At 57.4% G+C, this 20,835-nt stretch carries 31 protein-coding genes; 2 read left to right on the forward strand and 29 right to left on the reverse strand.

What is annotated here, in order from left to right; genetic code table 11:
* Positions 1-204: 204 nt before the first annotated feature.
* From RYC17_RS10340 to RYC17_RS10405, 14 genes are all read right to left on the reverse strand, one after another.
* A complete protein-coding gene (locus RYC17_RS10340; protein ID WP_316902952.1) occupies positions 205-549 on the reverse strand; it encodes a phage tail protein in 345 nt (114 codons plus the stop codon).
* A complete protein-coding gene (locus tag RYC17_RS10345) occupies positions 549-3,122 on the reverse strand; it encodes a phage tail tape measure protein (protein ID WP_316902954.1) in 2,574 nt (857 codons plus the stop codon). The genes RYC17_RS10340 and RYC17_RS10345 overlap by 1 nt, the downstream gene beginning before the upstream one ends.
* Before the next feature lie 55 nt (positions 3,123-3,177).
* Complete coding sequence (locus tag RYC17_RS10350) at positions 3,178-3,822, reverse strand: hypothetical protein (RefSeq protein ID WP_316902956.1); 645 nt, start codon at positions 3,820-3,822, stop codon at positions 3,178-3,180.
* An 89-nt stretch (positions 3,823-3,911) separates the two neighbouring features.
* On the reverse strand, positions 3,912-4,058 hold the full coding sequence (locus RYC17_RS10355; RefSeq protein WP_316902958.1) for a hypothetical protein: 147 nt from the start codon (positions 4,056-4,058) through the stop codon (positions 3,912-3,914).
* Positions 4,059-4,114: 56 nt separating this feature from the next.
* Complete coding sequence (locus RYC17_RS10360) at positions 4,115-4,552, reverse strand: phage tail assembly chaperone family protein, TAC (protein ID WP_316902960.1); 438 nt, start codon at positions 4,550-4,552, stop codon at positions 4,115-4,117.
* Positions 4,553-4,561: 9 nt separating this feature from the next.
* Positions 4,562-5,059 (reverse strand): phage tail tube protein, encoded by a 498-nt coding sequence (locus RYC17_RS10365; protein WP_005747041.1) that lies wholly within the window; start codon positions 5,057-5,059, stop codon positions 4,562-4,564.
* Positions 5,060-5,123: 64 nt separating this feature from the next.
* Positions 5,124-5,492: a DUF3168 domain-containing protein gene (locus RYC17_RS10370; protein ID WP_003370680.1), complete on the reverse strand. Its 369-nt coding sequence runs from the start codon at positions 5,490-5,492 to the stop codon at positions 5,124-5,126.
* A complete protein-coding gene (locus RYC17_RS10375) occupies positions 5,492-5,977 on the reverse strand; it encodes an HK97-gp10 family putative phage morphogenesis protein (protein WP_003370677.1) in 486 nt (161 codons plus the stop codon). The genes RYC17_RS10370 and RYC17_RS10375 overlap by 1 nt, the downstream gene beginning before the upstream one ends.
* Entirely contained in the window at positions 5,970-6,308 is a 339-nt protein-coding gene (locus RYC17_RS10380; RefSeq protein ID WP_316902963.1) for a phage head closure protein, read from the reverse strand. Before RYC17_RS10380 ends, RYC17_RS10375 begins: the two co-directional genes overlap by 8 nt.
* Positions 6,308-6,784 (reverse strand): head-tail connector protein, encoded by a 477-nt coding sequence (locus tag RYC17_RS10385; RefSeq protein ID WP_316902964.1) that lies wholly within the window; start codon positions 6,782-6,784, stop codon positions 6,308-6,310. Before RYC17_RS10385 ends, RYC17_RS10380 begins: the two co-directional genes overlap by 1 nt.
* Positions 6,785-6,802: 18 nt before the next feature.
* Complete coding sequence (locus RYC17_RS10390) at positions 6,803-7,204, reverse strand: hypothetical protein (protein ID WP_316902966.1); 402 nt, start codon at positions 7,202-7,204, stop codon at positions 6,803-6,805.
* A gap of 50 nt (positions 7,205-7,254) precedes the next feature.
* Positions 7,255-8,640 (reverse strand): phage major capsid protein, encoded by a 1,386-nt coding sequence (locus tag RYC17_RS10395; protein ID WP_316902969.1) that lies wholly within the window; start codon positions 8,638-8,640, stop codon positions 7,255-7,257.
* An 11-nt stretch (positions 8,641-8,651) separates the two neighbouring features.
* Positions 8,652-9,494, reverse strand: coding sequence for a head maturation protease, ClpP-related (locus RYC17_RS10400; RefSeq protein ID WP_054986379.1), 843 nt, complete (start codon positions 9,492-9,494; stop codon positions 8,652-8,654).
* Between the two features lie 3 nt (positions 9,495-9,497).
* Complete coding sequence (locus tag RYC17_RS10405; protein ID WP_005747050.1) at positions 9,498-10,643, reverse strand: phage portal protein; 1,146 nt, start codon at positions 10,641-10,643, stop codon at positions 9,498-9,500.
* On the opposite strand from RYC17_RS10405, the gene RYC17_RS10410 reads away from it, so the two are divergent.
* Positions 10,642-10,953: a hypothetical protein gene (locus RYC17_RS10410; RefSeq protein WP_316903113.1), complete on the forward strand. Its 312-nt coding sequence runs from the start codon at positions 10,642-10,644 to the stop codon at positions 10,951-10,953. The genes RYC17_RS10405 and RYC17_RS10410 overlap by 2 nt on opposite strands.
* Before the next feature lie 8 nt (positions 10,954-10,961).
* On the opposite strand, the gene RYC17_RS10415 is transcribed toward RYC17_RS10410, so the two are convergent.
* The 6 genes from RYC17_RS10415 to RYC17_RS10440 all read right to left on the reverse strand — a co-directional run bounded on the left by RYC17_RS10415 (position 10,962) and on the right by RYC17_RS10440 (position 15,130).
* Positions 10,962-12,695 (reverse strand): terminase large subunit, encoded by a 1,734-nt coding sequence (locus tag RYC17_RS10415; protein WP_057420836.1) that lies wholly within the window; start codon positions 12,693-12,695, stop codon positions 10,962-10,964.
* Positions 12,696-13,181 carry a phage terminase small subunit P27 family gene (locus RYC17_RS10420; RefSeq protein ID WP_057420837.1) on the reverse strand — a complete coding sequence of 162 codons (486 nt, stop codon included), beginning with the start codon at positions 13,179-13,181 and terminating at the stop codon, positions 12,696-12,698.
* A gap of 167 nt (positions 13,182-13,348) precedes the next feature.
* A complete protein-coding gene (locus tag RYC17_RS10425; protein WP_410478455.1) occupies positions 13,349-13,696 on the reverse strand; it encodes an HNH endonuclease in 348 nt (115 codons plus the stop codon).
* Between the two features lie 38 nt (positions 13,697-13,734).
* A complete protein-coding gene (locus RYC17_RS10430) occupies positions 13,735-14,094 on the reverse strand; it encodes a hypothetical protein (protein ID WP_316902975.1) in 360 nt (119 codons plus the stop codon).
* Positions 14,095-14,399: 305 nt separating this feature from the next.
* Entirely contained in the window at positions 14,400-14,759 is a 360-nt protein-coding gene (locus tag RYC17_RS10435; RefSeq protein ID WP_316902977.1) for a hypothetical protein, read from the reverse strand.
* Positions 14,759-15,130, reverse strand: coding sequence for a chemotaxis protein (locus RYC17_RS10440; RefSeq protein WP_096137009.1), 372 nt, complete (start codon positions 15,128-15,130; stop codon positions 14,759-14,761). Before RYC17_RS10440 ends, RYC17_RS10435 begins: the two co-directional genes overlap by 1 nt.
* A 185-nt stretch (positions 15,131-15,315) precedes the next feature.
* Here RYC17_RS10440 and RYC17_RS10445 point away from each other — a divergent pair, with 185 nt between their 5' ends.
* The gene (locus tag RYC17_RS10445; protein WP_316902980.1) at positions 15,316-15,567 is read left to right on the forward strand and encodes a hypothetical protein; all 252 of its coding nucleotides are present in this window, start codon (positions 15,316-15,318) and stop codon (positions 15,565-15,567) included.
* Positions 15,568-15,682: 115 nt separating this feature from the next.
* On the opposite strand, the gene RYC17_RS10450 is transcribed toward RYC17_RS10445, so the two are convergent.
* Genes RYC17_RS10450 through RYC17_RS10490 form a run of 9 tightly spaced genes read right to left on the reverse strand, consistent with a single transcriptional unit; the run spans position 15,683 to position 20,478 of the window.
* Positions 15,683-16,069 carry an antiterminator Q family protein gene (locus tag RYC17_RS10450; protein WP_189659289.1) on the reverse strand — a complete coding sequence of 129 codons (387 nt, stop codon included), beginning with the start codon at positions 16,067-16,069 and terminating at the stop codon, positions 15,683-15,685.
* A 2-nt stretch (positions 16,070-16,071) separates the two neighbouring features.
* The gene (locus tag RYC17_RS10455; RefSeq protein WP_058401087.1) at positions 16,072-16,392 is read right to left on the reverse strand and encodes a hypothetical protein; all 321 of its coding nucleotides are present in this window, start codon (positions 16,390-16,392) and stop codon (positions 16,072-16,074) included.
* On the reverse strand, positions 16,389-16,634 hold the full coding sequence (locus RYC17_RS10460) for a hypothetical protein (protein ID WP_058401086.1): 246 nt from the start codon (positions 16,632-16,634) through the stop codon (positions 16,389-16,391). Before RYC17_RS10460 ends, RYC17_RS10455 begins: the two co-directional genes overlap by 4 nt.
* Positions 16,631-16,855 (reverse strand): hypothetical protein, encoded by a 225-nt coding sequence (locus RYC17_RS10465; RefSeq protein WP_316902984.1) that lies wholly within the window; start codon positions 16,853-16,855, stop codon positions 16,631-16,633. The genes RYC17_RS10460 and RYC17_RS10465 overlap by 4 nt, the downstream gene beginning before the upstream one ends.
* A 16-nt stretch (positions 16,856-16,871) precedes the next feature.
* Complete coding sequence (locus tag RYC17_RS10470) at positions 16,872-18,152, reverse strand: site-specific integrase (protein ID WP_316902986.1); 1,281 nt, start codon at positions 18,150-18,152, stop codon at positions 16,872-16,874.
* Positions 18,149-18,580 carry a VRR-NUC domain-containing protein gene (locus tag RYC17_RS10475; RefSeq protein ID WP_046832813.1) on the reverse strand — a complete coding sequence of 144 codons (432 nt, stop codon included), beginning with the start codon at positions 18,578-18,580 and terminating at the stop codon, positions 18,149-18,151. Before RYC17_RS10475 ends, RYC17_RS10470 begins: the two co-directional genes overlap by 4 nt.
* Positions 18,577-18,882, reverse strand: coding sequence for a DUF1364 domain-containing protein (locus tag RYC17_RS10480; protein ID WP_057404754.1), 306 nt, complete (start codon positions 18,880-18,882; stop codon positions 18,577-18,579). The genes RYC17_RS10475 and RYC17_RS10480 overlap by 4 nt, the downstream gene beginning before the upstream one ends.
* Positions 18,882-19,676: an ATP-binding protein gene (locus RYC17_RS10485; RefSeq protein WP_316902989.1), complete on the reverse strand. Its 795-nt coding sequence runs from the start codon at positions 19,674-19,676 to the stop codon at positions 18,882-18,884. The genes RYC17_RS10480 and RYC17_RS10485 overlap by 1 nt, the downstream gene beginning before the upstream one ends.
* Positions 19,666-20,478, reverse strand: coding sequence for a phage replication protein (locus tag RYC17_RS10490; RefSeq protein WP_316902991.1), 813 nt, complete (start codon positions 20,476-20,478; stop codon positions 19,666-19,668). The genes RYC17_RS10485 and RYC17_RS10490 overlap by 11 nt, the downstream gene beginning before the upstream one ends.
* Positions 20,479-20,835: the final 357 nt, after the last annotated feature.

Raw genomic sequence — 20,835 nt, forward strand, 5'->3', positions numbered from 1 at the left:
GCATGAAGACCGTTATATTTTGGTCGTGCAAGCTATAAACGTACTCCATTGCCGCATCCTTCATAGCTTTGGTGACTATTACGCAACGCAAATGCTCTGCAGGTCGGCCTGCGTATCTTGCAAGGTTTGCGAGACTCTCACTTTCGAGCCAATCTGATAGATCGCCCATTCTCGCCTCCGGCGGCCCTGCCGCGTCATGTCGTTTCATGGTTTGAATGTTTGCCTGAAGTTCGTGGACAGTGAGTGAAGACCGTTGCCGATGGTCGACAGCTTGTAGCCGTTCGACGCGTACCGGCCCTGCCCGCTGCCTGGAGGTGTCCAGAGGAATGACTTAAATCCCTCATGTCGGTCCAGAAAGTCCTGGACCTGTTGAAGTTTCTGGCCAGCGCCGAACCGCCCGGTCACCGTCACATCCCACGCTTGCGACTTGGTGTTGATACCGACACCGCCTGCCTGGGTGTAACCGTCGCCGAACTCGTTCGACCAGGTACGCTGCTTCACATCACCGGACGCGCCGACCTGTACATCAAAATCGAATGTTTCAGCCATTACGTGCGCCTCCACAGACGTCCGCCCTGACGCATTTCTCTATCCAAGAACTGTCCGAGCTGAGCCTCGAGCGCCGACGAAATCGCCGAACCCTGCCTGGCCGCGTCGGCATCAGTCATGCCCGGCTGAGCCTGCACATTCACTGGTGCATTGATGGTGAACGAAGGCCCGCCGCCACCGCCGGAGCCAGACTTGTCAGCCAGGTACTTGGTCAGGTCGCGGTTCTGGTTCGGGTTGAGCACGCGCTCACCACCATCAAGCAGCCAGGTGCCTTCCTTCGGGATGTTGTCCATACCGTTGTGAGCCATACCGGCAAGGGCTGACACAGATACGGCGGCAACCATTGGTGCAGTTGCCGCAGTCGCTGCAAGCGCAGCAGCTGGAGCAAGAGCAGGACCGACCAGAGGAATACCGGCAGTCGATGCGTAAGCGTTCAGCGCTGCCTGAGCCGATGCCGCTTGAGCATTGGCAATCAAGCCGGTGGCCGCCGCCGATTGGCCGCTTTTACCAACGAGCAATTGAATACCCTGATAGATCAACCACTGCGCCGCCATGTCGCTCAGAGCGTTGATCATCGACTTGGCCATATTCCCGGCGAAGTCGGCAATAGCGTCCGAAGCATCCTTTGCACCGGTAACTACGTCGGAGAACACATTGCCGAGGCCGCCGGTCAAATCATCCAGGCTGCCAGACACGAAATCAGCCGCGATCGCCGAGTAGTCTTCGGCCGCATCAACGTAGTTCTGCCAGGCATCACTGACGCCCGCCATCCAGTTGAACTGGGCCTCGTCAATCCGATTGTAATAGTCCTGCTGGATGACCATTCGTTCAGCCAGCGCTTCGGAGAGCATGCCGGTCTCTTTGGCGTACAGCTCGGCGCTGATATCGCCGGAGTTGCGCTGCGCCTGGAGGTCGGCCGCTTTGCGGGTGTAATCCTCCTGAATGGCCATATCCTGTTTCAGGCGGTCCCGCGCCTTGTCGCCCATCCCTGCGCCAGCAAGCTCCATGTCGAAGCCGCCGCCAATGGCAGCGTTCTCATCCTTCAGTGTGGCAAGGAAGCTGACTGCCTTGGCCTCTTCCTCGTTCGCTACCTTGAGTTTTTGGAGAGCATCCAGCTCCGATGCCAAGCCCTCGAGGCGCTTCTGCTGAACTGCGTTGATCCCTACCAGCTTGCCCGATGCGACTTCGAAGCGAATCTTGTCCACTTCCGTGGCGTTTTTCTGCGCATCCGCGCTTGTATTGATCAGCGCGATCTGGCGTTGCAGGTCGGTCTCTGACCCTTTGAAGGTGTCGCTCAGTTTCTTCGCCGCCGACGCAGCGTCTTTTGCAGCCTGCTTGGCTGCTTCCAACGCTTTGGGGTCGACTCCGCTACCTGTTCCGCCCTGATCACTGAAGCCAACGCCGCCAAACAGTCGCTGGTACTCGCCCGCCGCAGCACGCGCATCGGTGATGTATTTCTGAATCGTATCGCCCGCGAGTGGAGTTTCGAGACTTGCTTTAATCCCTGCTGCTGCCTCAGCGGCAGCGCCAAAGTTCACTTTAGCCTCATCGCGCAGGCGGGCACTGTCGGCTATGAACTGTTTGGACACATCGCCTATGGTGAACTTTGCCAAACCCGCCGCGACATCCGCCATCATCGAAGATGTATAACCGACTGCTGTCGCGTACATGCCTACTAGGGTATCCGAAACGATCTTGAATACTCTTGTAACTCCATCACCAGCACTGACGACAAAGGCAGTTGCGGTAACGAGCTTGTCGCTCATTTCCCCCACAACCTTTGTTACACCGCCACCTGCTTTCACGGTGTCATTAAGATCTTTGGTCAGTTGCTGAACCACGGGCATGAAGTCTTCGGCGATCTTATTTTTCGCACCCTGCAAGTTCTGCATGAGCCCAACAAGTTCACTCGAAAACTGTTTCGATACGGCTATTGTTTCGACGCTGAGAATAGCGCCGGCTGACTCTGCAGCCTCGCCCAGCGCTTTGAACTCCTTACCCCCGGCGCGCAGCAACGGTACCAATGCGCTCGCTTCATCAGCAATGCCTTCCATGTAGAACGTCATTTCAGCCTGAGAGACATTTGCTTTCTCAAGGGTCGAAACATACAACTGAAGTGCTTCTGCGCTATTGAGCTTTTTGAAACTCTCCGCTGTCACGCCGACCTTTGGCGCAATGACTTCAAAAAAATCCTTCAGCTCACCGCCGCCGGTATTGAAGAAGTCGCCCAGCTTGTCGTTGGTATCCTTGAAGATGTCTGCGAGCTTGTCCTGCTCAACGCCAACGGTTTTCGCGCCCGCCGCGTACTTCTGGAACTCGGTTGTTCCAAGACCAGCCAGCGCTGCAAGGTTGGAGATTTCCTTGGCGCTGCCTGCCGTATAGGTGACCAGCCCTGTCAGAGCGGCAGGGACGGCTGCGATGGCAACGCCCACACCCTTGGCCAGGTTTTCAAAAGACTTGGCGATTTCCGCGTTGCGTTTCTTTGCCTCCTGGCTTGCCCTATCAAGAGGGCCAGTGAACGAACCAATCCTGGCCACCAAATCCAGCGTGAGCGTGCCCAGTGACTTGCTCATTCATGTTTCTCCTGGCGAAAAAAAACCCGCCGAGGCGGGTCAGTGTGAAGTTAGCTTATCTGTCTGGATATCCTGACAGGTCAAAATCAAATGTCTGTTTTCCAGCGTGATAGAAGTCGATCCCAACCCTTAGGGAGCCGCCGCTTTTTACAATCCTTTCAAACGCTTTGGCATCCCGAATAAACATCAGATCAGCGTTTCCTGTGGAGCTGGTTAGCCCTGTCCATGTCTGAGGCTTCCCGCCGTTGACCCTTATTACAAAACCGCAGTCGGAGTAGTGACAAAGCATTTGCCCTTTATCAACCTTGAAATAAGCATCAAAGGTTTCGCCACCTTTACGGATATACAGACTGAGGTGAGAGCCGCCAGGATAGTTATACGGAAAAGCAAAGTTCACGGATGTAGTCGATTTAAGTCCATTTACTTTAACGTGCGCATCAGTCAAATCATCGGTATATGAAGACTCGGTCCAGTTGCTGCTAACTTCTGGTGGACGAGCTTGTTCGGGCAAATCCGGAAGCGCTGGCGTCGCCCCCACTTGCACCGAAGCAGGTAAGCTGCTCGTTACCGCCGTAGAAGGTGAAGCAGATTTGTAAACAATGACAACGACAATTAACAACATCAACCACGTAAACAGACTGGTTTTCTTCTTGGCTTTCGCGCCGCACGTAGGACACGCCTGAGCCTGAGTAGATATCAACGTACTGCATTCCCTGCACTTTATCAGAGCCACTTCGGATCCCCCCAGAAAGACGAGGACTGTATCAGCCTCGACGACCAGTCACCAGCTCACGCCCAACTCTCCATTGCCTGCTCGAGACTGATGGGTTGCTCAGCCTCATGCGGCATGAAGTCGAACACCTTGTACGGACCGTCCTTGTAATTCACGTTGGCGTACATCATTGCGAGCAATGCCGATCCGCGTTCCACCCGCATGCCGATGTTCAGAGAGCCACGTAGCGCCCGGTACTTCAGCCAAGACCTGAACTCGATCAGGCTGAGGTTTTCCTTGGCTTCCGCGATCGTACGCCCGCCGATGCCGGCGAGGACGAGCTCGTGCCAGAACTCTTCGTCGTCGGAGAGGGCTTCGTCTTTCCCAGGTTGTTGACCTCGGCAATGGCTTTCATCAGTGCCATTGTCAGGTTGCCGTCCAGCGCGCCGCGCTCGGGATCAGCGTCACCGGTGATGTCATCTACGGTGAAGACAGGCTTGCCCTCTTCGTTGCAGATGCTGGCAGCGATCCGGCCGGCATGAACCTCAAGCCTGCCGGCTGCGGAAAGCACATCGTTGATCGCCGTTTGAAACCCCATCGGCCTGACGTACACCGTGGCGAAGATCTCTTCACCGCCCTGCTGCCATTTGATTTCTTTCTCGACTGGGCGGCCGGTAAATGCGCCGACGCCCCTCAAGCTTTCAAGGCTGAGTTTCATGGAAATCCCTTATGCGCTGGCTGTCTTGCGGACCCAGGCGGAGCCGCCCGAACGCTGGATGGTGGCGGCCGTAGTCACCACAGTGTTGGCTGCGAAGTCGAACGGGAAGTCAGAAACGTAGCCATCGAAGATGAACCATGTCCGACTGGTCGGCAGCTCAAAGTCGTCACCGGCAGCGTTCAGTTTCGGAGCAGCCGTCCCGTCAGCCCAACCAACAGCCCATGCCACGCTCTCGATGGTGTCGTCTTCGGAAATCTGATGAAGACGAACGTGCGATGCGCTGCGAGGATCAGCGTTCAGGGTCAGGGAAGCTTGACCCGGAGTGCGAAGGCCGCGCATGTAGCGGCGCACTTTATCGCTCAGGCATGTGACTTCGATCTGATCGGCTGGGTTACCGCCCGGGCTGAATGCGGTGGCGCATTCGATCTCGAGGATTTCGAGAACCGCCGGATTGGTAGCGGAAGGCACCAGTGCGAAAACCTGAGTACCTTGGGTAAGAATCGACATGGCTTTCTCCAAATGTCGGACATAAAAAAGCCCGCACATTGCGGGCCGGATGAATGGGTTTCGGCTATCTGGGCACAAGCCAGTCGATATCGAAGCTCGACCGGTACAGCTTTGTTTCGGTGTCTTTGCTCTCGCCGCCCCAGCGCACCACATACGCTTTGAGCTCAATGGCGTGACTGATTGCGTCGGTCACTGCCCTTGCCTGCGCGCCTGTGGCGGCATAGACATCAACCTGCAACGTGAACCCATCGATATCTGGGCGGCCTGCGAGGTAGTTTTCCGGGCTGCCTGTGATGACCTGCCAGACTGCATACGGCTTCGCCACGCCTTCGGGCGCATCATCGAACGGATAGAGCCTGGTGGGGCTGACGCCCAGTAGTGCCGTTACCCCTTCGTCAGCAGCGCATACGGCGAATATGGGTGCATACGACATCACGCTCCCCCTGAAGCCTTGGCCGCTCGTTTAATCGCGCGGTCAATGGCCTTCTCGTATTCAGTGATGAATGTGTTGGTTGCCTCGGCTATGTTGTCGGCCAAGGCTTTTCGCGCGAACGGATCCGCACGCATTTTGGAAGTACCGAATTCGATCAAGCGCCAATGAGGCGTCGCAGCGTTCGCAGATTTGTCGCCGCCCTTCTTGAGGACAGCGCCTTGCAGAACACCAACCCGGAAACCCAGGTCCCCGCTCGACTTGAACAATTTCCCGTTCCAGCGAAGCGCGACGTTGTCCGCGATAGATCGGCCTGTTTCAGGGTCGTCTATCCGCTGCGCGCCTTCTTTCATCTTGTTGGCCACCAGCTGGGCAGCCTTACGTAGCGCCGACCGCCCACCTTTGCGCTTCATGTCCTGAGTGATCGATTCGAGCTTGCCAACGAGGGAGTCAATTCCCTCGAGCTGGAAATCCACTGAGTCAGCCATCGTTGACCCCCTTGGACACCAAGATGGTGAGATATTCCAGTCCCGAATCGGGATCGGGCAAAGCCGGGCCTTTGATGTCGTAGGTATCACCCCGGTACAGGATCCGCATCGTCGGTAGCACACCGGCTCGGTAGCGGATCACCATCCGCGCGGTGGCCTCTGACTGGCTGGCCTGGGCAGCAATAAAATCTCTGGCGCTCAGCGGCTCGACCGCTGCGGGCACCTTGTCCCAAACCGTCTGCCAGCTCGCCAGCTCTTCACCGGTTTTAGGGTCCTGCAGTCGGCCCAGCGACTGAAACGTAATGCGATGTCGCAACCGACCGGCACGCATTACACGCCCATCCCAATGCGGTAAGGCATAAGTAGCGACTTGGAGGCCAGTGGCAGCTCCGTCGCATTCGTACCGATTACCACTTCCTCGCGGTTGGCGAAGAGGTTGCCCAGCTTGAGCAGGCATGCTGCCTGTATGGCCTTGTTGATCACGATGCCGAAGTCGTCCATATCTATTTGCTCAAAGCTTTCAGACAATGATTGGCGAGCGCGCTCGCGAAGACGGCAGCGAATATCAACGTTTTCTGGGTCGTCGGCCAACTCCAGCTCACCCCGGTATGCAGCTCTCGCGGCTTGAGTGCGCTGAATGATTTCAGCCTTCACCTTTTCGACATCAGCCTGATCGGCATAGAACCGCCGCTGCAAAAACTGCATAACAGCTTCCTCCGCGGCGCCCAGAAGTTCCTCCACGAGCGGCTGATCCTCGGATTCTGCGTGCAGGTGATGCATGGCCGTTTCTATACTGATAACAGGCATGTTTCACTCCTGAGGCGGTTAGTGCTGCTCGGTTTGCGGAGGCGAATTCTCACCCTGAACCGGCGGTCCTTCGCTAGGAACATCAGCTTCAGGATTGCCGGCGGGATCCGGTGTGGTGGCGGTCAAAAGTTTGGCCAACTCGCTTTCGGCCTCTTCTTTCTTGCCGATAAAGTCACCGACCTGAGCGCCCTCAGCATCGACAACAATCCAGCGCTGCCCCTTCTTCGCTATCGTCAGCGCCGAGCGGTCACTGGAATCGTTGGTCAGCGCTGCGCCAGCCTCGCCTACGATCTTGCAAAGCTTGAGTTGCTCCAGTTCCTTGGCCAGCCATACAGGCGCGGCATAAGGCTCGTTGTCGGTATCACGGATGATGCCGCGGTCCTCGTAAGCCCGCAGCGGCTTGATCAATACATCTGACATATCTCACCTCGGTGGGCCGGCGGTGCCGGCCACTTTAGGGGTTGGGCAGCTTAAGCCGCAGCGGCGGCAGCCGTGAGCTTGCCAGTGACGAAGGCTTCGGTACGGTAGATGGCAAACGCCAAGCGCTCTTCAGCGCGAAGCGTGACCATGTTGTTCTCGAAGTCCTTGTCGTTCTCGGTGGAAATCAATATTTCAACTTCCATCCGGTCGAAGATCTGCGCGCCGAGTTTGAAAGCCCCCACCAGGAAGTCGTTTTGCTTCATCGCTTGGGTTGCGACTACCGGGCGATTCCACAGACGAGCCGCAGTGCCTTCCTGCGGTTGACCGATCAGATAGCGACCCTGGCTGTCTTTGATCAACTCGATCAGCGCCCAGTCAGTCGGGTTGAGCACGATGCCATCCGAAGGGAACTCTGCCAGCTCAGCTTGCAAAAGGGCCAAGCGAAGCCGGTCGATGCGCTGCTCGCCGGTTACGGTCCAGCCAGCTGGGGACGCGTATTCGTTTGCAACCGGAACGAGCCCTTGCAGATTTGCGCCGGCACCGCTGCCGTACAGCAGCTGCGACTCTTCAGTGAGCAGCAAGCCATAGCGAGCGCGCGCATCGATGTAGCTCTGCAAAGCCTTTGCGTCATCCAGAATCTGACGCGACGCTTTGAACAGGTGGGCGATTGTACGAACCGACGCCGTAACCAAAGCGGTCGTAATTTCGGAATACGGCTTTGCAGAGCCCTCCGCTACGGTCGCGGCATTGTTTGTAAAGCCTGTCTCGCGGACGTACTCAAGCGAGCCTGCCTCGGTCTGGCCGGGGGCAACCAGATCGCGAATGGTAGCCCGACGCATGCCCGGCAGCGCGACGGTATCCAGGCGCTCCGTGGCTGCCAAGCCACCGGCGGATGTGGTGGTGATTGCGGCGCGAGGTACGGAAACACGACGGGAGCCACGGAAAGACGAATTGACGCCTTCCATGTGTTCGCTGGTAACAACCAACTCGCCAGCGGACTTCGGGGTCTCGTTACGCTGCGTGTCACGATTGGCATTGACAAGCTTTTGCTCGGCTTCAAGCACGCGAGCCTGCAGTTCGCCCTGCTTCATCAGCAACTCGTCAACCTTGGCCGACGTTTCTTTGCTCAGGCCCTCGTGGCGATCGACATTCTTCTGCGCCTGCTCGGCATGTGCCTTGAGCTGATCACCGATGTCCTTGAGGTTGGCCTGGGTCTGCTTGTACTGGGTTTCGATGTCATCCTCACCGATTTTCCCCATCTGAGCGTTCCAGCCGCGATAGTGAGAGGATCCACGTTTTACAAGCGCAGTGGAGATACCCACCAGCAAAAGCGAACCCATAACTGCTTCGGGCGTGGCACCGAAGGTCAGCGGGATCATGGCAGCGATGGACAACACAGCCATCAAGAATGCCGGGGACAGACGAAATTTCTTCATTGTGTGAAGCCTCATACGGGAAAGGAAAAGTTGAGTTTCGGTAGGGGTGACAGGTCCAGCTCGACAGCGCGTGGCTTATCGGACGAGGCAGCGTATTGCGTACCCCCGCCAGCAGCGCGCGGCGTACTGGACTTGAAATTGGCGAAGAGTTCGCGGCGTTCGCTTCGGGCCATTCCGGCCTTTGCCAGAGCAATGTCCATGGCTTTCAGCGCGTTACTCTGCTGGGCCTGCTCGTCTTCACGCTCGGTGATTTCATCAGAAGAGAGAACGGCCGTTGCAAAGCCGAGCTCAACTGCTCGTCGGCCGCGTATGAACGTCTCGTCATCCATCATCTCGGCAATGTCAGCAACGGCCTGGCCGCTGCCTTCCGCGTAAAGGTCGGCCATCGCAGCGTCGAACTCTTCCATCGTGTTCGCTACATCGCGCAAGTCATGGCGGTTGCCGACAGCAAGCGTCCAGCAGTTGTGGATCATGAGAAACCCGCTGCTGGCCACTTCCCGCTTTGCGCCGGCCATGTAAATCACCGAAGCAGCCGATGCGGCCAGGCCCAGGACCTTGGTTGTGATCGGCTGGCTGTGCTCGCGCAGCCGGTTGTAGATGGCCAGGCCCTCGAACATGTCGCCACCTGGCGAATTGATATACACGGTGGCTGGCTTGTCGCCGATTGAGCGAAGGGCCGCGTCGATACGCGAGACGGTAACGCCTTCCCCGTACCAGTCCTGGCCAATAACGCCGTAGATGGTGATGGTATCGCTGGTGGACTCCACGGCCGCTTTGATGGCGGGATTCCATCTGTCGAGCGCGCGCGGGCTCAGCTCGCAGTTAAAACTGCCAGCCTTGGATTTTGGTTGCATGATTTATTCCTTCGAGTTTGCCGGCTGATCCAGCCAGTTCTGTAGAGCTGCCCTTGCGGCCTGCCCGTCATCGCCCTGACCCAGTTTGTCGATCGGCGAAAGGTTGGTTTGCACAGTTAGCACACCGGCATTTCCGCCCATTTTGGGCAGGTTCTCCTTCATGCGGCATTCGTCGCGCGTGTAAATGCCGTTCTGCACCATGCCCGAATACAGCGCTGCTCGTGCGGCGCTATCGGCCCGCATCAAGCCCTCGATGGAAAACTCGGGGTAAATCTGACGGCGCTGTGCAGGCGCCAGCAAACTGCGACTGATCCCTTCCTCGATGCGGCGCATGTAGCTGCGCAGCGTGAAGGTCAGGAATCGAAGCAACTTCTGCTCAAGGCCGGTCCCCCAATTCGATGCCTTATCGCTGTAACCGACCAGCGTCGGGTCCACCATGTAAAAGCGGCAGATCTCTTCGGCGCTGTACTCTCGAGATTCCAACAGCTGAGCGTCCACTGGATTGATACCAATCACCTTGGCGGAAACACCCTTTTCCAAAACCGGTGATTTACCGGCATTCATCGCCCCGCTGATGCGTTGGACATAGTCACGAAAATCGTCGCGCTGCTGCTTGTTCAGCGTTGCATCAACCTCAAAGGCCACGGTTTGGTGCATGCCGTTTTTGAACGTTGAGCTCGCAACGTCCTCTGCCGACATTGCCGCGCCGAATACGTCTGCGCCATAGGCGATGGGTGAGAGCCCGATTTGCCCATCCAGAGAGAATGCAGGGATATGCATCATGTTGCTGCCAGCAATATCGCGGAGCTGCCCGTTTTTTTCCCGGTATCGGTAAAGAATCTCGCCGTTGTCCGCGACATCCAAATCCATGCGGTTGGGCAGCAGGAATTCAAGCGCTACGATCCGGCCGCTTATACGGATGATCTCGACAAAAGCGTTACCCCGCAGCAGCATCGAAGCTACTACGGCCTCCCAAAACTGCACAGCAGTCATGCGGCTGTTCGGGTTGGTGTTGAGAATCCAATGCAGGTCATTGTCACCGGCCACCTCACGACCACCATCAGGCATGCGCCGGTATAGGCCGAGCGGCAGCGTTGCGATCGTTTCGGAGATGAGGCGCACGCAAGACCAGCAAGCGGCCAGGCGCATGGCTTTGTTGATCGTCACGGTTTTGCCGTTGGCGGATGTGCTGCCCACGGTTTGCGCCCAAATTCCGGAAGCGCTGCCTGAGAGAGACCTGCCCACCCAATCGATAATCGATGACCGCGGCGCGTTGATTGCGCCGTTCAAGACGGATTTAAAAGACTTAGCCAACGGTCAGTCCCCTTCGAATGAAAGCTGCCGCTACGAAGCACGAAGAAGCGGCGGCAATAAGCGCCCAACCCACGCCAAGCAGCACGTATACGCCTGCCACTGCAAGGGCAAAGCCCAGCACTGCTGTCAGCAGGTAAATGATTGATGCTGTGTTCATTCGAATATTGGGTCCCGGATTGAATCCATGAATCGGTCCACGCCGCCATCGCCGACAATGACTTGCATCATCGCCCGACCGACCGACATGATTAGTGCCACAGCGCCATCGATCTTGTTGTCATCGCCCTGTTTGATGGGCCGCACTACGTCGTCGTTACCGGGCATGTTTTTGCCGATCACGTTGCCGATACACCAGGTCATGATCGGATTGCCGTCATGGTGGAACCTTCCAGCGGTAATAGCCGCTTCCAGCTCTTTCATGGCGTCGGACATGTTGGTGTAGTTCTGGGTAATGGTGATCGGGTTGAAACCTTCGTCATCGAGGTCATGGCTCAACCCAGTAGCCCCATGCGGGTCGATGGGCGATTCACGCAGCGGTGCGTGTTGATTCGCCTCTTTGGTGTCTTCAAGAATTTCGTGGTAATCGATCTCGGCACCATCGGTAACCTCAAGGTGTTTCGAGTTCAGCCAGGCTTGGAAGCGCTCGGACATGCGCTTGTTGTCGCTGTCATAAGCGGTGTCGTACGGCACCCAAAACTTGGGAGCCACGCTGTAGTAGTGAATCTTTCCGTCGATCACCCGCCAAAACAGGCGCGCCCTCGAGTTCATGTCCAGCTTTCGTGCAAGGTCGAATCCGGCGATCCACTCTTGCCCCTCGAATTGATCGAGTGTGAGCGACGTGTCCTCGCAGGACTTCCAGTCCTGCATGTTGAAAAAGCCGGACTTGGCACTGACCCACAGATTCAGATGCTTGGTCTTGAACGTGTTGGTGAAACGCGCAGACCGAATCGCACGAGCCTGCTGGCTTTCCAGATACTCCTGGAACACAGACACGCCATGGTTGGGGTTGGCCTTGGCCAACATCTTGGGATCGGTCCAATCGTCGCCCTCATCAAGCGTCCAGATCCAGCCGAACAGTTCATCGTCTGGGACGGTGCCCTCCAGCATCTCAATGACCTGGCGACGCTTGTCGTAGCAGGGCCCCTCGATATCGGCGCCGGAAGTGGTGATGATGAACATCAGCGGTTGCCGGCGGGCGCCCATACCAGTGAGCATGGTGTCGTACTGAGCCGAGGTGCGGTGCTCATGATATTCGTCCACGATCGCGCAACTGGGTGATGCGCCGTCACCAGGGTCGCCAATAAGTGGCTCGAAGCGACTGAAGTCGGACGGAATATTCATGTTCGAGGCGTTGACCTCGATGCCCGCCGCCTGGACCAGCATGGGTGACTTGGCCACCATCAGTTTCGCAGGGCGGAAAACCTCCCAAGCCTGCTTCTCAGTGGTGGCACCTGCGTACACCTCGGCGCCGTACTCACCATCCGCAACGAACATGCTGATGCCGACACCGGCCGCAACTACCGACTTTCCGTTCTTGCGGGGAATCTCCCAATAGCTCTCACGAAACCGGCGGTACCCGCCCTTCTTCTTGACCCACCCGAAGGTGACGGCGAGACCGAAAAGTTGCCATGGCTCAAGGCTGATTCGCTGACGCTTGAACGCCCATTCACCCTTGGTATGTGGCAATAGCTGAATCAGCTTGAGTTTTTTCTCAGCCTTCGCCGGATCGAACTTGAATCTGAACCCGCGCTTGCGGCTGGCTGCCATGTCGTCGAAATGGCGCTGCACTGCCTGATGGATGTAGCGACAAGCTGGCACTTTCCCGCGTAGCAGAGACCTACCCCACACCATCGCTTTATCAACGTTGGGGTGGGCGGACTTGGCCATTCAGGATCTCAATAGTTCGGCGAATTCGTTGGTCTCTTTTTCCTTGTTTCCTCCGATCAGACGTGTGCGGCTGGCTGGATCAAGGCCGAGCATCGACCCGAACGTAACCATTTGCCGCATCGTTTCGTTCGCGGCGGTCAGTGCCGGGTTTTTCATCGGTCCGCCGGTTGCACCAGTAACCACGATGCCGTGGGTCTGGACTGATTCTTGCGCCATCCGCCAGTTGTCGTATGCAACGCAGAACGCTTCGACGTTGTGTAAATCAGTTATAGCGACCACGTTTTCGCGCAGAAGCTCGGGAACAATCATCTTCCACATCTGCGAAGCGCGGCCGCTGAGCCATTCGGGTGGATCAACATTTGTGATCTTCGAAAAAGCCGGCTCAGCCTTATTCAGCGCGCGTTTACCGGGATTTCCGGCTAGTGCTTTCTTGGCGGTCGGCTTGGGTTTGCGACCACGGCCGGCGACCGTGGCGGTACCTCCCATCGCGCAACTCCAGAATTTTTAATTTCGCGGGTGTAAAAAAACGATTGAGGGCGCGGTCTAGAAGCCAAAGGCACCAGACTTTTGACCCGCCCCCACCGCACCAGACTGATGCGCGCACCATAGTGGTGCGTTTTCGTGAAGACTGACGAGAATAGTTCTCGTTTCGCTCATCGGCGCCGGGCAGCCTGGGGGTTGCCCCATCCGCCGTCCTCTGCCGCCGTCTTTCTGCTATGACATGCGTGGCACAGGCCTTGCCAGTTGGATCGAACCCAGAAGGCATCCTTGTCACCGCCGTGAGGCACGATGTGATCCAGGTCAGTTGCCACGACTACCAATCCTTGGCGTTCGCACTCAGCGCACAGCGGATGTTTGGCAAGGTAGGACTTACGTGCCTGCTGCCACTTATAGCTGTAGCCGCGCTGGCTGCTGGTCTCGCGCTGCTTCTCACGCTGCTTCACTTCGAACTGCTTGCCTACATCCTTGTGGGCGTCACAGTACCGAGGGTTGCGGGTCAATGTGTTGCAGCCTTGGGCATTGCATGGCTTCTGCGGCCTTAAAGGCATGGTGTGCCGTCCAGGTAAGTGTGGGCCGGTGCATTAGGGTCTTCTGGCTCTTCTTCACTCAGGGCGTTGATCAGAAGCATCTGTTGCTCTGTCATCAGCCGAAGTAGTTCAGTTTGCTTGCGCATCTCCTCAAGGATCGCAGCACCGTTCGGCTGCAGAGCCACCTGAATGCCAGGTTGACTTACCAGCAAGTTGCACCCGAGCCGCTGAGCAAATGGCTCAAGGCTCTTGGTCACTCGTTCGTGCTCCTCCTTTGTCATAGGTTTCTCTGGGTATATCACCAGTAGATCGCCCTTGTTTGGGTTCAGCTTTTGTATCTGGCTGAACAAAGAGTTGCTGTGCTCGTTCATATGCCACCTTGCTCCACTTCTTGATCCACTCGCGTCGGGCATCACACCCGCTACAAGACATCAGCTCACTTGCTCGACAGTCACAACGCCTTTAAGCCGGCGGGTAAGCACCGTGCCAGATCGCCTGTTTGCCTTGTAGGGATATGGCATGAACACCGCGATACCCAGGCGGGTATCGCACCAAACAACGCGATTTATTTCGTTGCCATTGACGTATACCCGTCTCTGGCCGCGACCGTCGTTCCAGCTATGGAAGCTTTCATTTCGGGACATGATGACCTCTGTGCATTTCGGCGCTGGCTGCATTACGGGATCTGCCGCTCCAGTACCTCGTTGACCTTGTCAGCAGCCGTGCCAGCAGTCTTTGCGGCCTCGGTCGCCGTGCCTGCGGCTGCCTCAGCCTTAGCTGCGGCACCCTCAACCTTTACGGCTGCCTCGGTCGCGGTGTTTGCCAGCCTGTTCAGGCGCATGTCGCGCTGCTTGGTGGCTTCGTCATATCCCCGACGAACTTCGGTGACCTGAGCGGTGTACCAGCTGGATAGCCGCCACTCGGCGACCTGAAAGCCCAGCATTGCACCACCAGCCAGCAGCAGCACCGCTATCAGCCAAACCTCTACCCGTCTCCACCAATGGCGAGCGACGAAGTTGATTGCGCATCTTTCCATCAGTTGATTCCCCCCAACTTGGTGCGCAGTCGAGCAATCTCTGCGCTCTGCGTTGTTACCTTGTCGGTGAGCTGGGCAACCTGGCCGGTGAGGGCTTCGATCTTCCCTTCCATGCGGCCGACAGCGGCGGCCAGCTCGTTGCGTTCTTTCGCGAACTGATCGGCACGGGCCTCGGCGTCCTTTCGGGCGAGGCGTTCGGAGTCGAGCAGTTCATTCAGTCTGCGGACCGTGCCGATGTCGGCGTTGTCCATGGCGCGATCGGTCGCATCCTTAGAGAGGAATCGCCTTAACCAGAGGAAGCCGCCCAGCAGAATGGTGCCCGTGCCGCCCAGCCAGGTGGCGGTGCCTGGGCCAAGGTCGGTTGGGTCCATCATTACTCCAGAAAAGAAAAAGGCCCGCCATTACGGCGAGCCTGATATTTGAATAAAACTGACTTGACGGTTAACTATCGGTGATCCCCATTCAGGACAACAACTGACACCGACTTAAATGGATCCAATCAAGCATATGTGATATCTGTGAGACGTGGCGATTTGCCACGACCTATAGAGAATTCGTGATGGTATGGAAGAGCGATGACAACAAAAAGTACCGCGGAAAAATCGACAGAGTCTTTGTTTCCCTTACTGAGTATTGGGAAACTGAATACTTCATCGACCACTACCTGAAAACGCGCGGGTGTTCCGTGAGCGATGAAAATCAAAGCAAGGTAGCGCACAAGCTTGAAGACGCTCCAGGTAAAGCCCCGCATAAACGAGACGACCTGACCGCATGGCTTGATAAAGAGTGGGGGCTCAAGGCCAAATAAAAAACGAAAGCCCGACTTCGGTAATGGAATGTCGGGCTTTTTACTCTGGTGCCGCGCTGGAACAGCTAAACACCGTGCCATCAAAACAGGTGTTTATCAGGCCTGAAAGAACTTTTTACGCTGCCTCGCAAAAATCCCCCAAAGCACCGTCAAGCCATGCCACCCCTTGACGGATGATTTCTCGTGCCGACCGCTCCGACATCTTGTGCGTCTCAGCGATCCGGACCATCGTCCATTTGGAGCCGAAGTACCACCAGATGAAGTCGCCCATCTGCTGGTTGCGCGCGATCAGCCTTGCGATAGCTGCATCAACAAGCATTGCAGTGTCGTCGGTGATGACATAACTCATTGCAGTTGGCTCTGGGGCGCACTGATTCATCAGGGCTGCCAGCGGGGAGACATAGCGCGGCACGCCCATGCCAGACATCCGCCAGGAGCCCCAGTTTTCAAGTAGGTATTCGGTGTCGCCCAATGGCTTGTCGACGTATGTACGCTTTTTCATGGTCAATCCCCTGTGTAATTCGATCCACCGGCACCGCGGCGGTTATTCTGTTCGTACTGGGCAGCCAGGCCAGATATCTGCACTGGGCGCTTCAATTGTTCGATCTGCCGGTCAGCGGCCTGCAGGCGCATGCTCAGCTGCGTCACCAGCACTTCCAGCGGCAGAGCGTCACCTGTTTCGGCGGCGACCCAGCCCGAAGCGTTGCACTGCACGCAGGCCAGTTCATGAAAAACGCCCTTGATCACCGCTCGGCCTCGGCAGGCTTGGCACGGGGCAAGGTCAAGTGGGGCAGCGCGGAACGCTGGCCCGTGACTCTTCTTCACTGATCAGCCTCCGGCGCTATAGCCTTCAATCCCACCCAAAGGCTTTCGCCATGAACCGGATTGCCGTGCTTATCCATAACGCCAATCCGCACGGGGGCCGAATAACGGCGGCCGCTGCATTCATAAATCGGGCTACCGTCGGCGGCGATCTCACCCTCAACCAGCGTGGCGACTTGGCCTGTAAACAAAACATTCGCGGTTAATTCGGCCATTTTCAAAACCTCCTCGTGACTCTTCTTCATGCGGTCACACCAAGCCCAGGGCGAAGCCAGGCGACTATTGGGTCGATATCGAACCCGCAGGTTCTGCTGTCAAAACGGTGGGTACTTTCGTCAATCATCGTCAGATCCAACTGCGTGAAGTTGTCGAAATGTCTGACAGCAACGAAAACCACAAGCGGTCGGATCAGATCGATGTACGCCATCGTCAAAGGCGGGCCGGTAAATTCTGCGGTTTGAGTCATTTTTAAACCTCGCCTTTTATGGATTCGTGATCGCGCTGGAAGCCGCACCGGTACTGCCCTCGGCGGCATTCTGCGAATTTTCGTTTCTAGTCAGGGTCGAGCGGTGAATGCGGCTAAAGCCTTTCCCGTCTAACCATTCGTGCCACTTGATCAGCGCGTCACGCTTGAGCAGTTCAGCCGAGGTGTGGATATAGGTCTGCACGTTGCGGGTCAGCGTGTGGTTCACCAGCATCTCGCCGATCAGGAAGTCGACACCCAGATCAGTCCAGCCGGTCCGGGCCACTTTGCGCAGGTCGTGGCTCGTCCACTCACCCTTGCCCAGACGAGCGAATACGGCACATGCCTGGCTGTCGCTGATCGGTCCACGGTTGCGAGCCGGGAACATGTAGGCACCCTTGTAGCCCCTCGACGATTGCCAGTCCCGATACCGCTCCAGCAGCGCGCAGGCTTGCTGGGTCAGCGGCAGCCGATGCTCGCAGCGCGTCTTGGTGTTCTCGGCTGGAATGAACCACTCACCCTGCTCGCCTAGCGTCAGATGCGACCACCGCGCTTGCCTTGTCTCGCCAGCGCGGGTGCCATGACACAGCATCATCAAGGCCAACATGCAGTCCTGCGGGTGCTGGTCGAACCCAATGGCAAGCTCACCCAGCACCTCTTCCAGCTGAACGGCACGCAGGCGCGAGGGTTTCGGCAAGATGCGGGCCTTAGTGAAGTCGGTGAATTTGAAACCGGCGACTGGGTTTTGGGCGATCAGGCGGAGCTTTTCGGCCTGGCGGAAGGCGACCACCAGCACGCCCCACATCAGCCTGACGTAGGACAGCGACATTTCGGCCTGCATGGGCCACATCACCAGCTTATCCAAGGTGGACCGGTCCACGTCGGCAATAAGCAGGTCGGACAGACGCGGCTTGAGGTGGCAGGTGATGATCGAGGTGTTGGTGGCGCGGCGCTTGGCCGAAAGACTGCGCTCTGTGGACTGCCGAACCATGAACCACTCCAGCAGCTGGCCAACGGTCTGCAGGGTGCCAGCAGCTGCCGAGGCCTTCGGGTCAGTCGCAAGGCGCTCCCGGATCTTCGGCAGAGCGTTGATCAGGCCTTTCACCGGCAGCTCTGGGAAACCGGCGATCTTTTCCCACTTCTTGCCCACAACCAGGTGCCAGGTACCGCGCTCACGATTCTGATGAAACCGGAAGTAGACGCCCGGATAGCGAGCATCGCGCAGGTCGCGCACGTCTGAATTCGCTGCCTGACGGCGGATTTCCGCATCAGAGAACGAAGTAAGCAGGGTCTGGCTCATGCGGCCACCACAGTCTTAGGAAGTCTGAGGTATGCACGGATCTGCTCCATCGCGTCGAAGTGACCACGGCAGACGATCGCCAGATAGCCTTGCAGGTTGAGCTGACGTATCCACTCGTATTGGCTGCCCGAGACAGCGGCATCGTTCGGTGGCGTGGCCTTGAATTCGATGTACAGGCCGAAGTACCCGCCACGGGCCATCGGCAGCACCAGATCGGGAACACCGGCGCGCACGCCCTGCTCTTTCAGCTTTATCGCAACCAGCTTGTGCCGGTGGCCACCGTTGGGAACGTGATAGATCAGCGCCGCCACCAAGGGCATGCGCAGCTTGAGCTCGCGCAGCAACGCGGCCTGCTCCAGGCCTTCACGGTCGACGGACTTGGCGCGGGTGCGCTTCGGCTTGAACAATGTCATTTCGGCGGGCTTCACGGGGACACCTTCCCTTCACGAATGAGCAAGTCTTGGGTACGCATGACACCCTCGGCGTGGAAAAGCCGGACTTCTTCACGGCTCAACACCGCCGGTGCGCGCAGGCGGCCATCGGCGATGTCGTGGCAGTAGGCACAAGCCCAAGCGGCCTGCAGGTCGTTTGGCTTGATTCCCATGCCACACGTCCCGGCCAGCCGGTAATGGGCCAGCACCGTGGTCGAGGATTCGCTCGAGCAGCCTGGGTAACGGATCTGGCATTCGCGGTCACGCGCTGCCTTGGTGAGTTTGGTTTGCCGGGGCATCAAAAGTCCTCCTTGCCGCGATGCGATTCCCATTCGAAGGGCAGCACGATCACTCCGCCCTCACGTAGTCGGTCAACGCAGCGCTCGCCCATCGCCGTCGGGAGTGCCTTTCCGTCGAGGTTTGAAATAATCACGGTCGGGCGCATCTGCTCGTAACGTCCGTTGATGATTGCGAAAAGCGTGGTCAGCTCGAAATCGCTAGGCGCCTCTTTGCTCACGCCGATTTCATCGAGAACCAGCAAAGACGGCATGACGAGAGCCGCAAGGATCTGCCCTTCGGTGCGCTCGCTGCCCTGGCGGTAGGTCGACCTGATGTCATGCAGGATTGTGCCGAGCGTTCGGTAGACGGCCGTGGCGTCAGTCTTGCGCATCAGCTCGTTGGCAATGGCAGTGCCCAGGTGGGTCTTGCCGGTTCCAGGCTTGCCGAGCATCAGCAGGCAGCGGCCTGTTTCGGATATCTCCGGGAACTTGTCCACGTACTTTCGACACACCCGTAGAGCCTCTTTCTGGCCCGCGGTATCGGCGATGTAACCATTCAGGGTCTTGGATGCAAAACGCTTCGGAATCAGCGCTGCGCCGAACTTGAGGGATAGATCGTATCGCTCATTGATCCTTGCACGCTCAGCATCCTCATCCTTGGCGATACGCATGCAGTCCGGGCAGCCCGTTTTGAATACCCTGCCGAAAATCACGTTTACGGTCTGAGGGAATTGCCCATGGTCATCGCAGATGCCGGTCGTCTGTTGCGGCGGTGGCGTGGCGCTGGGCATGGAAACGACGTTCTCAGATCGCATAGCTGCCATCCTCCCGGGTGATCAGTCCAGCGGTGTAATCGCGATCAGCAAAACCGTGGTGCCGGGAGTTGGGGAACTGATGCACGTTGGTTGCAGGCTGCACCTCATCCTCCCAGCGCTGGCCGTTGAGCCAAGTTGCTGGGTGGGGAACGAACCGGCCGCCGTCCTTGATCCAGGCCAGCGAAGCGCATTGCTTGGCCAGGCCCTGGGCGATCAGCGTGAACAGCTCGTCATTGACCTTGAGTTTCCGCCAAACCTTCTCGGCTGCCGCCTTGCCCTTCTTGTTCGGGTAAAGCTTCCAGAACTTTGGGAACAGATCGCCCGTCGTCGGCGACGATGCCGAAGGTGTCGGTGTGTTGAGGGGATCAGGAATCAGAGAATCAGGAATCAGAGAATCAGGAATCAGAGAATCAGCCGGAGTGCTTCCGATAATGGCAGTAGCAGTACCGCCAAAATCGGTACTGATACAACCTTCTGATACAGAAGGGATAACTGACTCCGGCTCATTACGATGCGGGTTCTGATGTTTGTCGAAATTCTCGACTTGGATGTAGCGCTTGCCGGATACCGTATAGCGGACAATGAAGCCCTCGGCCGCCAGCCAGGCCAGCATGCCATCGACATCAAGGCCGTCACGGTACGGAAAGAGCTCACCCTTGATTCGGAGAGGACGATCCTCGAGGCGGCCAGCTTTATCAGCGAGCAGCCACAGACCCTCGAACAGCAAGGTCAGCATGGGATCAGCTACGCCAAGCACTTCGTTCTTAAACAGCGCTGGCTTGATATTGCGTGCGCGGGCCATATCACAGCCCTCCATGCGTGAGGGTTGAGAAATGACGCGTCAGATTTCGCATAAACGACCAAGCTGACAGGCCTTCGCAGGTATTGCTCGTCGCTGAATTGGTGGGCATAATCGACCTCGTTATGTTGTGAAGAAGCCGGTCTAGCCACCGGCTTTTTTTTGCCCAAAATTCAGGCGTTGTGGGTGTCCGGTGCATCCGTGGTAGCTTTCTGCTTCCACACAACAAGGTCACGGAGACCGGACATATGGGCTTTGAAAAAATGAACTACCTGAGGGAGTGGTACGCGCTTTCCGATCGGTATGAGCAGGCGCTGAGAGACAACCCTGAGGAAAGATGGGCAAGGAACAATTCGGATC

The organism is Pseudomonas syringae group sp. J248-6 (genome assembly GCF_032586995.1).
In the GTDB taxonomy this organism is placed as follows: Bacteria; Pseudomonadota; Gammaproteobacteria; order Pseudomonadales; family Pseudomonadaceae; genus Aquipseudomonas; species Aquipseudomonas amygdali.